At 55.3% G+C, this 535-nt stretch carries 1 protein-coding gene; it reads left to right on the top strand.

Annotation, left to right across the window (positions count from 1 at the left end):
* Window positions 1-413, top strand: a 413-nt coding sequence (locus tag M4I23_RS19730) for an integrating conjugative element protein (RefSeq protein ID WP_249755564.1), incomplete at its 5' end; no start/stop codon positions are given.
* Window positions 414-535: the final 122 nt, after the last annotated feature.

Genomic DNA, 535 nt, shown 5'->3' with positions numbered 1-535 from the left:
CAACAATGGAGTCCCTCGTCATGAATCGCCGATTAACACTCATCCCTCTACTCTTTCTGCTCAGCAGTCATGCCTTGTCGGCCGCGGATTTATTGCAAGGGATGGTGCCGGTGAGTACGCCGCAGTTAACCCCTGGCAAGGTGGAACGACGCACGCTCAATCAAACTGTGAGCACGCCTCTGTTCATCGTTGGGGATGACGCTTTATCCCATCGCTGGCTCAGTACGAAGCGGGACTATCTAGCGAGCATTGGCGCCATGGGGATGGTCGTCAATGTGCAGACGAAGGCGGGGTGGCAGCGGTTTAAGCGCTATAACTTAACACTCTACCCTGTGGCAGGCCGTGACTTTGCCGCCGCTTTTGGCCTTCGCCACTACCCGGTACTCATCGAGCGCGGTGAGCTCAAACAATAATCACATTCACGACTTTTAATGAGGACAGCGCCCATGCCGACCCACGCTTTATCTTATGCCGACATTCAACGCGCGATTAACACCACCCATCAAGTTCTGGAAAGCGCGGCGCTGACGCCGGT

The sequence above is a fragment of the Algibacter sp. L4_22 genome, assembly GCF_023473045.1.
GTDB lineage: Bacteria > Bacteroidota > Bacteroidia > Flavobacteriales > Flavobacteriaceae > Algibacter.
Note: the sequence above shows the minus strand (reverse complement) of the source record. Positions and strands in the feature narration are given on the sequence as shown.